At 54.7% G+C, this 13,512-nt stretch carries 11 protein-coding genes; 1 reads left to right on the forward strand and 10 read right to left on the reverse strand.

The window, feature by feature from the left end; genetic code table 11:
- Nucleotides 1-8: 8 nt before the first annotated feature.
- The 7 genes from wcaD to ACR42C_RS14950 form a co-directional block, all read right to left on the reverse strand.
- A complete protein-coding gene (gene wcaD, locus ACR42C_RS14920; RefSeq protein ID WP_029742034.1) occupies nt 9-1,229 on the reverse strand; it encodes a colanic acid polymerase WcaD in 1,221 nt (406 codons plus the stop codon).
- Nucleotides 1,204-2,421 carry a colanic acid biosynthesis glycosyltransferase WcaC gene (gene wcaC / locus ACR42C_RS14925; protein ID WP_192984956.1) on the reverse strand — a complete coding sequence of 406 codons (1,218 nt, stop codon included), beginning with the start codon at nt 2,419-2,421 and terminating at the stop codon, nt 1,204-1,206. Before wcaC ends, wcaD begins: the two co-directional genes overlap by 26 nt.
- Nucleotides 2,418-2,909, reverse strand: a complete 492-nt coding sequence (wcaB, locus tag ACR42C_RS14930; protein ID WP_116338792.1) for a colanic acid biosynthesis acetyltransferase WcaB — start codon at nt 2,907-2,909, stop codon at nt 2,418-2,420. Before wcaB ends, wcaC begins: the two co-directional genes overlap by 4 nt.
- Entirely contained in the window at nt 2,909-3,751 is an 843-nt protein-coding gene (wcaA, locus tag ACR42C_RS14935) for a colanic acid biosynthesis glycosyltransferase WcaA (protein ID WP_116338790.1), read from the reverse strand. The genes wcaB and wcaA overlap by 1 nt, the downstream gene beginning before the upstream one ends.
- 152 nt (nt 3,752-3,903) lie before the next feature.
- Nucleotides 3,904-6,066, reverse strand: a complete 2,163-nt coding sequence (wzc, locus tag ACR42C_RS14940; protein WP_163330201.1) for a tyrosine-protein kinase Wzc — start codon at nt 6,064-6,066, stop codon at nt 3,904-3,906.
- A 2-nt stretch (nt 6,067-6,068) separates the two neighbouring features.
- A complete protein-coding gene (wzb, locus tag ACR42C_RS14945) occupies nt 6,069-6,512 on the reverse strand; it encodes a low molecular weight protein-tyrosine-phosphatase Wzb (protein ID WP_116338786.1) in 444 nt (147 codons plus the stop codon).
- A gap of 6 nt (nt 6,513-6,518) precedes the next feature.
- Complete coding sequence (locus ACR42C_RS14950) at nt 6,519-7,658, reverse strand: polysaccharide export protein (protein ID WP_014170829.1); 1,140 nt, start codon at nt 7,656-7,658, stop codon at nt 6,519-6,521.
- 692 nt (nt 7,659-8,350) lie between these two features.
- Here ACR42C_RS14950 and ACR42C_RS14955 point away from each other — a divergent pair.
- Nucleotides 8,351-9,934, forward strand: coding sequence for a TerC family protein (locus tag ACR42C_RS14955; RefSeq protein WP_116338784.1), 1,584 nt, complete (start codon nt 8,351-8,353; stop codon nt 9,932-9,934).
- A 130-nt stretch (nt 9,935-10,064) separates the two neighbouring features.
- Here ACR42C_RS14955 and asmA read toward each other — a convergent pair whose 3' ends face one another.
- The 3 genes from asmA to udk form a co-directional block, all read right to left on the reverse strand.
- Nucleotides 10,065-11,915 (reverse strand): outer membrane assembly protein AsmA, encoded by a 1,851-nt coding sequence (gene asmA / locus ACR42C_RS14960; protein WP_116338782.1) that lies wholly within the window; start codon nt 11,913-11,915, stop codon nt 10,065-10,067.
- A gap of 22 nt (nt 11,916-11,937) precedes the next feature.
- Entirely contained in the window at nt 11,938-12,519 is a 582-nt protein-coding gene (gene dcd / locus ACR42C_RS14965) for a dCTP deaminase (protein ID WP_479985202.1), read from the reverse strand.
- A 91-nt stretch (nt 12,520-12,610) separates the two neighbouring features.
- A complete protein-coding gene (gene udk, locus ACR42C_RS14970) occupies nt 12,611-13,252 on the reverse strand; it encodes a uridine kinase (RefSeq protein WP_008500855.1) in 642 nt (213 codons plus the stop codon).
- Nucleotides 13,253-13,512 lie beyond the last annotated feature (260 nt).

Raw genomic sequence — 13,512 nt, forward strand, 5'->3', positions numbered from 1 at the left:
TCATTTCGTCATACGTTCGTAATATTAAGCGCCTTGCGCAAAATAAACGGACAGACAATCAAGAAAGCATATTCCGGGCTAAATATTGACCCGGTAAAAAACAGCGACACCGGCGTAAAAAGATAAAGCTGCACGCGAAAGTTCTGGTTATCACCAAACGCGTTGATCATCATTTTGAAAACTTTAAACAGATACCACAGCGTCAACAGTACGGCGAACCATGAAAAATAAATAATTAACAGATACAGACCATTGTCTATGGTTTTACCGACATCCGCACCGTTAAAGATTCCGAATGATGCAACATATTCATAAAGTGAGCCGAATCTTACTACACCATCAATATGGGTTAAGGAATAACCCACCATCACCAGCGGACCAATGATGCGATAATAGGACGATGACCCTTCCGTTCCCAAATCTCCCAGACGTTCTGAGATGTACGGGAAGGCAAATATCACGCCGACCATAAATACCGTCAGGGAGATAATCGCCAACGGCAGTTTTTTCTTAATCGCATCTTTGTTCAGGTACTGGAACGCCCACTCCAGCAGGTAAAACAGGATAAACGTCATTACCCCTGAGAACGATCCAGACAGAACGATTCCTGCAAGAATCATAGCATCGGTCTTAGGCGTTTTGATACCAAACTGTTTGATGCTGAGCCAAATTGAGATTAACGCCAGAGCGAAAAACGCTGGTTCAAAATAGAGTGCCGTCGTACGCTTCCCGCCAAACTTAATGAAGTTCAGCACATAGCTGTTACTGTAAATGAGATATTTCGAAATTATCTCCATCAGGCTGCTGCCACCGGTCAAAATAATTTGCGCCATTTCCAGTGCGGCAAGCATAACAATTAACGCAACGGCAATATAAAAGAACCTGAGGATTTTCCTATAATTGTGCGGTGAAATAGTTTTGAAGCGAATACTCCAGACCATGCCAATAATAATGACGATATAAACAAACAGCATGGTCGACGTGACGTATTTACTGGCATCCAGCGACTGGCCAAAGATGTAGTTAAACAGCGTCAGGCCCGTGCCCAGCCCCAGGGCAATCATCAGCTTCTTCAGGTTGATTTTATCGACATACAGAAGAAGCAAAACGGGCAGGAAGGTCACGATGGTTATCGGGAAGCTTTCGCCGAGCTGGGCAATTTTGACGTTGACCAGCAGGTAGATCAGCGGCAGCAGCAGATAACTACAGATTCTGATAGAACGAGACATACTCCTCCAGCATCTGTTGTCCACTGTAGGCCTTGCGGCTGTGGTTGCGGAACGATTCCAGGTCAGTGCCAAAAACGGCCTCGGCGATCTGCGCCTTCGGCAGCTGCACCAGGGGCAGGACCTCCTGCTCGGCGAAGGTTTTCCCGCCGGATTTTTCCAGCACTTCACGCGCCGCATCGCTGTGGGTGGCAATCACCGGCACGCCGATGGAGAGCGCTTCGCAGAGGATCAGCGGGTAGTTATCCACGCGGGAGCTGAACACCAGCGCGTCCATACCGTTGAGGGCGCTCATCAGCTTGCGCTTGTCGGTCTCAAACCCGTGGTTCACCACGTTGGCCCCTTCGAACGGGGAAAACTTGCCGAAAGTATGAAGCTCGATCCTGTCACCCAGCGCCATCATGTCGCGCACCAGTTGCTGGTTGGTTTTACCGTCATAACGCAGGTCATGCGCAACGATGGCGATTTTCGGTTTACCCGCGGTGTCCGCCACCGGGGTCAGCTCGGCCAGGATGGCTTCCGTCGCCACGTCGATGCCGTTATTGATAATCTGACAGCGCCCTGCCCCATACAGGCTGTTGAAGGCATCGGCTACGTGCTGGCTCGGGGAGATAAACGTGCAGCCGAGCGAGAGCATGTCGCGGAACAGCTGGCGCTTTCCGTCTACCAGCTGATGCGCGCGATCCACCTTCACCGGCGGGTAATTGCTTAATGTCGGGCATTTCTGGCAGTTATCTTTCCAGCCTTCGCAGCCGTCGGTAAACGCGCAGCGTCCGGTCACGCTCCAGTGATCGTGCAGCGTCCAGACGAAGCGAGTGTCAGGCTTGTGGGCCTGCACCTTCTGACAAAACGCCACCACCTCTTCCAGATTCAGCCAGTAGCTGTGCAGCACGTGGAAATGCAGCACAACCGGGCCCGATGTGCGGGTCACGGTGCGATAAAGACTGTTGAGGTTGCCAAACAGATCGCGGTTAAACAGGCGGAACAGCGCAATGTTCGCAACAGAGGTCAGACGCGGCGTGTGCTTGTGCACCTGCGGATAGTTATCGTGGCTGACGCTTTTTTTGCCGCCTTTGCCATAGCCGTAAATAAAACGAGACTGGAGTCCTTTTTGCAGCGCGCGCTGGTGCAGATCCAGCGCCACGCCTGCCGCCCCGCCTTCTGCGAGGCGCACGTTAAATTGCAGAATGTTCATTTAATCACCTTCACGCGGGCTTTCTCTCCCACCACCAGCGCGTTATCGGGGATGCTGTCCAGCACCACGCTGCCCGCCCCGATCGTCACGTTGTTACCTATCGTAATGTCGCCAATAACCACCACGTTCGCGCCCAGCTCGACATTGTTGCCGATGACCGGGCAGGCCAGGCTGTCAGGCCCACGGTTGCCAATGGTGACCCCATGACGAATGGTGAAATCATCTCCGGCGACCACGAACTTGTTGATCACCACCGCATAGCCGTGATGGATGGTAAAGCGGCGGCCAATGGTGGCCGCAGCCTGAATCTCATACCCAAAAAAGCATTCGGTGATGATGCGGTACAGCACCAGCACGGGGGCCGCCCAGATGTTGTTCAGTACATTTTTCTTGCGCCACACCGAGCAAAAGTGCGCGATGCGGTACGCCAGAACCATGCAGCACGGGCGCAGGCTCCAGCTGTTTGCGCGGCAATCTTCCAGAAACATTATTTCCCCCGAAGCCCGTCGGCCAGACGCTTGCCGTTACGCACGGAGAGCAGCGTCAGCAACGTGCGCCAGTTCATGCGCTTGTTGCGGATCTGATACAGGGTAAAGAGCTGATATTTACGGCTGGCACGGTCAAACTTGTCCTTGTGCTTGCGGTAAAAATGGAAATAGCCGGAGAACTTCTTCGGCGAGGAGGTGATCTGCATCTCCCCGTGGTTGATGTGCAGGATCTGCGTGGCCTCTTCCACTTTCCACGGCTCACCGTATTCCACCACCATGCGCAGGAAGATATCGTAATCCTGCGCGGCCTTCAGTTCGGTATCGAACAGGCACTCTTTAAAGCGCCACGCCCAGGTAAAGACCTGATTGCCGATAATGTTGCGCTTGTAGAACAGGCGGCGAGAGTACGGTGATTTCGGATACAGCGGCAGGCTGGCAGGCTGCGAATACACCTCGCCCTGACACACGTAGTCGTTGGCATACAGAAACGCGTGCGTAACCAGTTGCTCTTTATGCGACAGGAAGACGGACAGGCGGTTCGGCGTCCATTCGTCATCGTCGTCGATGCCGGTCAGATACTGCCCTTTGGCCTGCATAATTGCCTGATTTCGCACCGCACAGGCCCCGGAGTTGATGGCGTTGTGCGTGTACATCACGCGCGGGTCGTTGAGATCGGTAACAAATTTTTGCAGCTGTTCATACGAGGAGGAACAGTCATCCACGACGATCAGTTCCCAGTTATCGTAATCCTGACGTAAGACCGACTTGATTGCGCGGATCGCCAGCTGCTGACGGTTCCATGTCGGCATATAGATAGAAATCAAAGGGCGTTGTGTGGTCATATTTTTCCCCTCACCCCGGCCCTCTCCCCGGAGGGGAGAGGGTGAAAGGCAGTCAGTGGTCGTCATTATGTTCGTACCCAAACTCCCGCACCGAACGGTCCCCTCTCCCCTCAGGGGAGAGGGTTAGGGTGAGGGGTGTGGGGTGTGTTTTGTTATTTACTGTCAGACTTGTATTCGTACTCGTAATAGCCGTAATCCTGGTACCCGGTCGCGCGGCGGAAGATGGAGTTCAGGATCACCCCTTTCACTTCAATCCCGTTCTGCTCGAAGCGGCTCAGGCTGGTTTCCACTTCTTTCAGGGTATTCACCGCATAGCGTGCCACCATCAGCGTGGTGCCCGCATGGCGCCCCACCACGGCCGCATCGGTCACGGCCAGAATCGGCGGCGTATCGATCAGCACCAGGTCATAGTGTTTGCTCGCCCACTCAATCAGTTGGGTGAAGCGTTCGCTCATCAGCAGTTCAGACGGGTTCGGCGGCACCTGACCACGTGGGATCAGGTCGAATCTCGGAATCGAGGTCGGCTTGGCGCTCTGGCTAATCTCCCCCTGACCCAGCAGGATTTCCGACAGACCGTTCACGTTGTTGGTGCCCAGCAGCTCGTGGGTGTAGCCCTTACGCATATCGCAGTCGATCAGCAGCACGCGCTTGTTGGTCTGGCTGACCACGGCCGCCAGGTTGGCGCACACAAAGGTCTTACCGATAGACGGGCTGACGCCGGTTAACATCAGTACGTTGTTTTTAGCCTGCATCATGGCGAAGTGCAGGCTGGTACGCAGGCTGCGTATCGCTTCAATCGCCAGGTCGGTTGGGTTACCCACGGCCAGCAGCTGGCTCTGTTTGTAACGCTTAACGCCCTTGATGGTCTTGACGCTGTCACGGGATTTTTGCCACTCGGAGAGCGGGATGCTGGCGTAAACGTTGATCCCGTTCTCTTCCAGCACCTGCGGGCTTTCGATGCCGCGGTTGAACAGCGAGCGCAGCAGCACGCCGACGATAGAGAGCATCAGGCCAAGAATAATGCTGCCGAGAATAATCAGCGCTTTCTTCGGTTTCAGCACGCCAGGCTGGGTAATGGCCGGGTCAACGATGCGCACATCACCCACGGTGCTGGCCTCGGTGATTTTCAGCTCCTGCTGTTTGTTCAGCAGCTGCATGTAAACCTGCTGTCCGGACTCCACGTCGCGAGTCAGGCGCACGATCTCCTGCTGCGTTTTCGGCATCGCGGTCACGCGGTCGTTCAGCTTCGCCTTCTCCTCTTCAAGGGTACGGCGTTTTTCCAGCAGCGTGCGGTAAGCCGGGTGGCGTTTGGTGTAAAGCTTGGAAATCTCCGCCTCTTTGAAGGTCAGCTCGTTGAGCTGCGCATCAATATTCACCATGGAGTCGAGAACCGATTTGGCCTCCAGCGGCAGGTCGACGGAGTCTTTATCCTGACGGAAGGCGTTCAGCTTGTTCTCGGCATCGTCCAGACGGGCACGCACTTCCGGGAGCTGTTTAGAGAGGAACGCCAGGCTTTTCGCCGCTTCCGCCGACTTGCGCTCGACGTTCTGCTCAAGGTAGTTGCGGGTAATGCTGTTCAGGATGTCGCGGATTTGATCCTTATCTTCACCGGTAAAGGTCATGCTCAGCACGCCGGTGTCCTTACCGTTTTCAGTGACGGTCAGGTTATTTTGCAGATTGTTGATCATGCCCAGCGTGGAGAATTTGGTGACGGTAAATTCCCCCCCCTCCTGAGCGTTGATGGCGGTGACCATCATGCTAACGCCATCTTTGGTCAGCATCTGCCCCACTTCGCCGCGCGCGCTAAAGCCCGCATCGCTGGTCAGCTGATACTGTTTCGGGCCAAGCACCGTCAGGGTAAAGGTTTGATCCCCTGCCCCTTTCGGCAGCACAAAGTCAGTCACCTTCACGGTGTCATTGCTGCGCCCCATCAGACGATCCCAGCCGGCACCAAAGATCGGGAACGTATTTTTGGTGACGGAGATGTCAAGGCCGAGGTCGTGAACCGTTTTGCCCAGTACCAGACGCGACTGGATCAGCTGAATTTCAGCGTCGGACGCCGGCGGCTTGTTCGCCAGCGCGGAGCCGATATCCTGCACCAGCGAGTTGCCGGTGTTCTGTTCAATCTGCACCAGCGCGTCGGCGCTGTAGATAGGCGTCGCAAAGAGCGTATAGATAACGGCCGCCGCGGCAAAGACGGCGGTAATGCCAAGCACCCACCACTTTGCCTCGATAACCGTGCCGACCAGGCGACCAATATCAATTTCATCACTGCCCGAAGTCGGGGCGGCAGAAGGTTTTGTTTTTTCTGTCATTGTTATCCCTGCTGAGCTTTCAGTGCCTGCGCCCACTGTTGGGCAGACTGGTCAAGTAAGGTGTAAACCGCCTCGAAGGCCTCATGGCTTTTGCGATACGGATCGGGAATTTCGCGTTCATTGTCCCAGTGACCAAACAGCATCACCTTGCCGCGCATCTCCGGAGCGATATCGCATAGCGCATGAATATGGCGTTTTTCCATTGCCAGAATCAGGTCATACTCCCGGCACATGCGGCCGGTGACCTGGCGGGCGATATGCCCGTCAAGAGAGAGGTTATGATCGCGGGCCACGCTCGTTGCGCGCTCGTCGGCACCTTTGCCCACCAGCGCGCCCAGCCCTGCGGAATCGACCGTTAACTCAGGCTGGTACTGTTTCAACAGCCGTTCAGCCGTAGGGGAACGGCAAATGTTCCCCACGCATACCACCAGAATTTTGTTAAACATCGCGGATTACCAGGTATGAATGTCGCGCGCCGTATCCGTCATGTAGCGAACGCCACTGATGGTTGGCAGCAACTGGTTGATCAGACGGTTCCAGCGGGCAACCGGCGCGGTGGTGACGTACACCACATCGTAAGGCTGGAGACGGAACTCCGTCGCCATCACCAGAGACGTCGCATCGGACATATCCAGCTGGTAGATGTTGGCAATTTTGCCCTTCGCACTGCCTTCACCTTTCAGCGGACGGATGACGAAGATACCGGTCGCATTGGACGTGGTCAGATCGATACCTTCTGCATTACCCAGGGCTTCGGTCAGGGTCATGCCGCTGAAGTCCATTTTGAGGGTGCTTTGTTTCTTCACTTCACCCATCACGAAGACTTTCAGATCGTCGTTGCGCGGTACGTAGAGAATATCGCCCGGATAGAGCAGGCGGTTCTGGGTCAGGTCGCCGTTTTGCATCAGCGCCTGCAGCGAAATGCGCTGCTCTTTGCCGTTGTGGGTCAGCACCACGTTGCGCCAGTCGGCGCCGTCGGTTAGGCCGCCCGCGGCGTTAATGGCGTCCAGAACGGTGAGCGGAACGTTGGTGATGGCCTGCTGGCCGGATTTGTTCACCTGACCGGAGATATAGGCTTTTTGCGAGCGGAATGCGGCGATATTAACGTCCACCTGCGGGTCGGCAATGTACTGCGCTAAGCGGCCGGTAATATCACTACGGATTTCGGCGAGCGTTTTCCCGGCGACATGCACTTTACCAATGTACGGATAGAACATGGTGCCATCTGACTGTACCCAGTTCCCGGTGTCGCTTGAGCTGCGGTACTGGCCCGCTGGCGTGGTCAGTTCAGGGTGATCCCAGACTGTCACGTTGATCACGTCGCCCGGCCCCACGCGATACTGATAGGAGGCAATTTCCTGGTCCAGAGACATATTCGGCTGGGCAACATTCGGACGTGGACGTAATTGTTCGACCAGACGTGGCGTAAGTGGATAAACATTCACCATTTTGTCGAGATCAAAATCGGCATCCTGTTGCTTGATCACATCCTTACCCATTGTTGACATATTGCTGCCGGGAAAGACCGTGCAACCACTCATCAAGGTCACAGACACCAATAATGGCATCAATTTCATTTTGGATTTCATCATTGATTATTTATCACTTTGGCAGAGTAATTATCCTGTGCAATTTAAATAAGCTTGAGACGTATTGGGTTTCAGCATGCAGTTAATCAAATAGAAATATAACTGGCATCAGTCCTAAAAAAAGCTTATTCATCCATTGGCTATTGACAGAATAATCGAGGCTGATTCACACGCTTTCAGGCACGCTACCGCCCTTGGCTTTCAGTTACCAATCCACTGACTAAACAATGTGTTATGGATAGACACCCTCTTGAGTAAGGTCTTCTGGCAATATTTCAGCCGCTTGAAATACACAGCGGATAATGAATGGCCATTCCGAAGACCAAAACAATAATAGCAACAACAAGATTTAACATTTGATGCTGGGAGAATTGTTGCAGCTAACCTAATAGCAGGCAAGGAGACAACTGTCCTAATATCTGTTTTTAAGATTAATATTAAGAGCAAAGTTTTGACCTTTTAGGATTTTCTTTATATTGACAAAAAGAGAGCAAATATCATTACCTGCGATATATCCTAAAATGTTTTCATAATAATAAAATATGCGTATTTCGCTTATTTACACCCACCTGAGATTGCTCTCTTTTTTACGCTTCGTATTAAGAGAAATCTCAGCCCGACATTGCATTTTCCCCCAGCTTTATCCATGATCGAAGTGTGACATTCGTCATATAACAGAAGGTATTGCTATTACTATGGAATGGATTGCCGATCCATCAATCTGGGCCGGGCTGGTGACGCTGGTCGTCATCGAATTAGTGCTCGGGATTGATAATCTGGTCTTTATCGCCATCCTCGCTGAAAAACTGCCCCCTTCCCAGCGCGACCGCGCGCGCGTGACGGGTCTGCTGCTGGCGATGGTGATGCGTTTACTGCTGCTGGCCTCTATCTCCTGGATGGTCACGCTCACTCAGCCTCTGTTCTCCGTTCGCGGTCTGAGCTTTAGCGCCCGCGACCTGATCATGCTCTTCGGCGGGCTGTTCCTGCTGTTCAAAGCCACGGTGGAGCTTAACGAGCGGCTCGAAGGCAAAGACAGCGAGAACCCGACCCAGCGACGTGGGGCAAGATTCTGGCCGGTGGTGGCGCAAATTGTGGTGCTCGATGCCGTCTTCTCTCTGGATTCGGTGATTACCGCCGTCGGGATGGTGGACCATCTGGCCGTCATGATGGCTGCGGTGATCATCGCCATCACGCTGATGGTGATGGCGAGCAAAGCGCTGACCCGCTTTGTGAACAGCCACCCGACCATCGTGATCCTCTGTCTCAGCTTCCTGTTGATGATCGGCTTCAGCCTGGTCGCCGACGGCTTCGGGTTCCATATTCCGAAAGGTTACCTGTACGCCGCCATTGGCTTCTCCGTCATGATTGAAGCGCTCAACCAGCTGGCGATATTTAACCGCCGCCGGTTTCTCTCCGCGAATCAGACCCTGCGCCAGCGCACGGCCGAAACCGTCATGCGCCTGCTGAGCGGCAGGAAAGAGGATGCCGAGCTGGACGCCGAATCCTCCGCCCTGCTTGCCGATCACAGCGACGGGCAGATCTTTAACCCACAGGAGCGGCTGATGATCGAGCGGGTGCTCAACCTCAATCAGCGCACGGTGAGCAGCATCATGACTTCCCGGCATGACATTGAGCATATTGACCTCACGGCACCGGAAGATCGGGTCCGCGCCCTGCTGGATAAGAATCAGCATACCCGCGTGGTAGTGACCGGCGGTGAAGAGGAAGAGGAGCTGCTGGGCGTGGTGCACGTTATTGACCTGCTCCAGCAGCAGCTTCGCGGCGAGCCGCTCAACCTGCGCGCGCTGGTGCGCCAGCCGCTGGTCTTCCCGGAAGGGCTACCGCTGCTCTCTGCCCTTGAGCAATTTCGCAACGCGCGCACGCACTTTGCCTTCGTGGTGGATGAGTTTGGTTCGGTGGAAGGGCTGGTCACGCTCAGCGACGTGATGGAAACTATCGCCGGTAATCTGCCAAACGAGGTGGATGAGATTGATGCCCGCCACGACATCCAGAAAAACGCGGACGGCTCGTGGACGGCCAACGGCCACATGCCGCTGGAAGACCTGGTGCAGTACGTGCCGCTGCCGCTGGACGAAAAACGGGAATACCACACCATTGCCGGCCTGCTGATGGAGTATTTACAGCGCATCCCGCAGACAGGGGAAGAGGTTCAGGTGGGCGACTATCTGCTTAAAACCCTGCAGATTGAAAACCATCGCGTGCAGAAAGTGCAGCTTATTCCACTGCGGGATGAGGAAGAGCTGGATTTTGAGGTATAGATAAAACAAAACGGCAACCAGGTTGCCGTTTTAGGGTTTGCTCCCTCTCCCGTGGGAGAGGGCTGGGGTGAGCGCATCAGGCCGCACTGGCAGCCGGGTAAGGCGTAGCCGCCACCCGGCACCACGAACCTCAAAGCTTATCCAGCAGCTTCTTCACATCCTTGCCATTCTGGGAATCTTTATTACGATCCGCCCAGCTGTTAAGCCGACGCTTCGCTTCATCCTGCAGATGCTTACGCAGGATCTGATCCACCTGAAGGCTGTAGTTCAGCGCCTGCCATTTGCCGTATACGCTAAGCGGAACCGGTGTCTCTTTAAGGAAATCAATCAGCTTGCTTTCGCCCTGCCAGCCGGAAAGTACCCGGACGTTAAAGCGCGTGTCCGCCGTCTCTTTGACCAGATCCAGCGAGCCTTCTCCGGTTAACGACAACATGGACGAGGTTCCCTGCATCCCGGCAAGGGTCAGTATCCCGTTATCCAGCGTCAGATCCGTGGTGAAGCTGTCGAGGCGCGTTGCGCTGTCGTAGTTTTCCTGCGCTTTAACATCGCTGCTGCGCTCCACCGCCTGCTGGACAAGCTGCTGGAAGTTGAGCCCCTCCATACGGGAATCTTTCAGGTCAACGTGCGCTTCACCCTGCCACTCCCGGCGGAAGGCGTTGGCATCAATTTTGGTGCCTGAGAAATCCCCCGCCAGCGTTAACTGCCCCGTCAGGGATATCGGATAGTTAAAGGCTTTGAGGATGCTGCCAATCTCAACGTTGTCGAGGCGCGGCTGGAATTCAGCGCTGGCAACGTCCTTACGCACGTCCAGCGTTCCTGGCAGCGAAAGATGCCCTGCCCCCATTTTGCCGCTCAGTTCGGAGATCGCCAGCAACCCGTTGTGGTTGAACATCTTGCCGCTCACGTCGGTAAAATCAATGCCGCGCCAGCGCACGCTGTTGGCTTTCAGCGCAATATCGGCGGTGAAGCCGCGCAAAACGTTATAGTCAGGCTGTTCAAGGTTAGACGAGATAACCGGACGCGACACCGGTGACTGGCTTTGCCCCGTCTGGGTCGCATCGCTGTCCGTTGCGCTTGCCGGCAGCGGTGGCAGGATGTTCTCCAGGTTGAGCTTGTCAAACTGCAGGTTCAGCACCCACTTCGGCTTTTCGTCAAGCGTGACGCTCGCCTGCCCCTTCAGGCTGCTGTCGTTGGCCTGCAGATTGAGGTTATCCAGCGCCAGCTGTTTTTGTTCTTCGCGCCATACGGCCTGCAGCGTCCCCTGTCCGGCGATCCCCTGGGTAGGGAGATCCGCCCCCGTCAGCTGCCAGTTAAGCTGCTGGATGTCAGCCGTGAGCTGATGCGGGTAGTCCGACGCATTCACATTTGCATTCAACGAGAGGGTCAGATCCCGCTGGTCGCGATTCACCCGTCCGCTAAATTCCAGCGACGCAAGATGGTGTTCATCCTGCTCCATCTGCAGGTTGATGTTGCGAACGGTGACCTGCTCCTGATCCTCATGCTGGAACACCAGCACGCTATCGGCAACTTTCAGTTTGCCTATATCAAACGACCAGCCCGTATCGGACGGTTCATCCGGTAAGGTATTCTCGCGCGGCGCGACCGGCGCATTCGCGTCGCGCACGGCTTCGGTTTGCGGGGTAAGCTGAATGACCGCGCCCTTCAGCATCACCTGGTTAACCTGCAGCTGATGGGAAATAAGCGGGATCAGCGCCACGTCAAGACGCATGTTGTCCGCAGAGACCAGCGGCTGTGCGGCGCCCGGTGCGGTTAACGACATGCGGCCAGAGAGAATGCTGAGCTGTGGCCAGACGTGCCAGCGCAGCGGCCCGTCAAGCTTCAGTTGGTAACCACTGCGTGCCTCGACCTGCCGCACCATATAAGCGCGGAAATCATTCGGGTTAACCAGCAGAACCAACGCCGAAAGGCCAGCAACCAGCACCACCAGCAAAATCATCAGCGTTGTCAGAACTCTTCTCATGGCATCCTCAGTGGACTAACGATCAGTCTTTATCAATACGGCTGGCAACCGCACCCTGCTGGTCGCGGTATTTTGCGTCCTGGCGGCGGTTGTAAGGCCTGTCTGCCGGGCCGGTCAGCGGTTCAAAGCTTAACGCACCAATCATCATTCCGGGGCGCAGCGCCAGCGGCAGTTTGCCGGCGTTGAAGAACTCCAGCACGATACGGCCGGACCAGCCTGGGTCGATACGGTGCGCGGTGACGTGAACCATTAGCCCCAGGCGGGCCAGAGAAGAACGGCCATCAAGCCAGCCGACGAGATCCGCAGGCAGGGTCACGGATTCATACGTCACCGCCAGCGCCAGTTCGCCTGGATGCAGAAAAAAAGCTTCGCCTTCGTCAATGACGATTTCATCACTCATAACGCGATCGAGCGCGGCGCTGACTTCATCCTTCGGCCCGCTGAGGTCGATGAACGGCGCAGTGTGGCCACTAAATGTGCGGAATTTATTCCCCAACCGTACATCAACGGTCACCCCATTGATACGCTCCACCGGGGGACGCGGGGTAATAGACAAACGGCCTTCATCCAGCCAGGCTTCAATATCGCGATCGCAAAGACGCATGGCACTTTCTCCTTTCATGCATCGTACCCTGAGGCCTTAAACACTCAGGGTAAAACCAGGTTATCTCTGAACGGTACACAATTAGCGCGGCTTATTCAAAAAACTGACTGATTTTCGCTTTTAAGATATCAATCGCAATGCGGTTTTTGCCCCCGCGAGGGACGATGATATCGGCGTATTGTTTGGATGGTTCAATAAACTGCAGGAACATCGGACGGACCGTTTTCTGGTATTGCGCCATGACGGAGTCCATCGAACGGCCGCGCTCGTTAACGTCACGCTTGATGCGGCGCATCAGGCAGATGTCCAACGGGGTATCGACGAAGATGGAGAAGTTCATGGATTCGCGCAGGCGGGCGTCGGTCAGGAGCAGGATGCCTTCAAGGATAATAACCTTCTTTGGCTCGATGCGGATCGTTTCCTGGGTGCGGGTGTGTTCTACGTAACTGTAAACGGGCAGTTCAATAGCCTGGCCGCTCTTGAGGGCTTCTAAATGCTGGAACAGTAAACTGTGATCCATCGCATTCGGGTGGTCGTAGTTGGTTTTTACGCGCTCTTCCATCGACAGATGGGATTGATCTTTGTAATAGCTGTCTTCGGGAATGACGCCGATGTGCTCATCACCTACTTGTTCACGCAGTTCGCGATAAAGCGTACTGGCAATTAGACTTTTACCTGAAGCCGATGCGCCGGCGATGCCTATAATGACGCACTGATGAGACTTATCAGTCATAAATTTAGCGACCTGAATAACCTGGATGTTAAGGAAGGACGACGCCGGAGCGTCAAACGCGGCAATTATAGGGATTTCGCGGGCGTGATACCAGTCGAATGCGCAGGTTCTGCGAGACAGGCTGAAAAGTGGCGCATTGCTCCCTGAGAGAAATTTAAGTGGCCGTTTTTTCAGCGTTTAACAGGAATTTTTTAGCGAGTAACTATTTAATAACTCTATGATGTCAAATTATGAGCAGCCGCCATATGAATTGTAAATTG

Source organism: Enterobacter sp. MG-EB028, from assembly GCF_056673305.1.

Coding starts and splice junctions, on each gene's coding strand:
- wcaD (WP_029742034.1), bottom strand. CDS start 1,229: ATGTCTCGTTCTATCAGAATCTGTAGTTATCTGCTGCTGCCGCTGATC.
- wcaC (WP_192984956.1), bottom strand. CDS start 2,421: ATGAACATTCTGCAATTTAACGTGCGCCTCGCAGAAGGCGGGGCGGCA.
- wcaB (WP_116338792.1), bottom strand. CDS start 2,909: ATGTTTCTGGAAGATTGCCGCGCAAACAGCTGGAGCCTGCGCCCGTGC.
- wcaA (WP_116338790.1), bottom strand. CDS start 3,751: ATGACCACACAACGCCCTTTGATTTCTATCTATATGCCGACATGGAAC.
- wzc (WP_163330201.1), bottom strand. CDS start 6,066: ATGACAGAAAAAACAAAACCTTCTGCCGCCCCGACTTCGGGCAGTGAT.
- wzb (WP_116338786.1), bottom strand. CDS start 6,512: ATGTTTAACAAAATTCTGGTGGTATGCGTGGGGAACATTTGCCGTTCC.
- ACR42C_RS14950 (WP_014170829.1), bottom strand. CDS start 7,658: ATGATGAAATCCAAAATGAAATTGATGCCATTATTGGTGTCTGTGACC.
- ACR42C_RS14955 (WP_116338784.1), top strand. CDS start 8,351: ATGGAATGGATTGCCGATCCATCAATCTGGGCCGGGCTGGTGACGCTG.
- asmA (WP_116338782.1), bottom strand. CDS start 11,915: ATGAGAAGAGTTCTGACAACGCTGATGATTTTGCTGGTGGTGCTGGTT.
- dcd (WP_479985202.1), bottom strand. CDS start 12,519: ATGCGTCTTTGCGATCGCGATATTGAAGCCTGGCTGGATGAAGGCCGT.
- udk (WP_008500855.1), bottom strand. CDS start 13,252: ATGACTGATAAGTCTCATCAGTGCGTCATTATAGGCATCGCCGGCGCA.